Raw genomic sequence first — 647 nt, forward strand, 5'->3', positions numbered from 1 at the left:
TGAAGTGACCCCATTAAGTTGGACTCATTTCTAAGCGGCAACCAAGGCCTGATTTCGATATTGTATCGGACTCAGGCCTTTTAGTTTTAGCTTAATGCGTTCGTTGTTGTAATAATCGATATATTCTTTGATGTTTTCAATGAGTTCATTTGCATCCTTGAACGTCTCATTGTGATACATCTCAGTTTTTAATATGCCGAAGAAATTCTCTGCAACGGCATTGTCTAAGCAGTTTCCTTTTCTGGACATACTCTGAAGCAGCCCATGCTCTTTCAGGTGTTGTTGGTATCTTTTATTTTGATATTGCCAACCTTGGTCTGAGTGTATGAGTGGTCTCTCATGCTTCAGCAGCTTTGCTGTTGCGGTTTTTAGCATATCAGTGACTAAGGGTAATGTGACAGATGTTCGTACCTCATAGCTGACCACTTCTTGGTTAAACAGGTCTATTATCGGTGACAGATATACTTTCTGGCCATTGACCTTAAATTCTGTCACATCGGTCACCCATTTTTGGTTGGGCTTCTTTGCCGTAAATTCACGTTTAAGAACATTTTCAGCGACTCTACCGACTTCACCTTTGTAAGACTTGTAGCGTTTGGGCCTGACTTTTGATTTCAAGCCAAGCTCGCCCATCAAGCGCTGTACAC

1 protein-coding gene is annotated in these 647 nt (G+C 41.6%); it reads right to left on the minus strand.

What is annotated here, in order from left to right:
* Positions 1 to 30: 30 nt before the first annotated feature.
* On the minus strand, positions 31 to 647 hold a 617-nt coding region (locus tag GLIP_RS11555), incomplete at its 5' end, for an IS3 family transposase (protein ID WP_040522741.1).

The organism is Aliiglaciecola lipolytica E3 (assembly GCF_000314975.1).
Taxonomy (GTDB): domain Bacteria; phylum Pseudomonadota; class Gammaproteobacteria; order Enterobacterales; family Alteromonadaceae; genus Aliiglaciecola; species Aliiglaciecola lipolytica.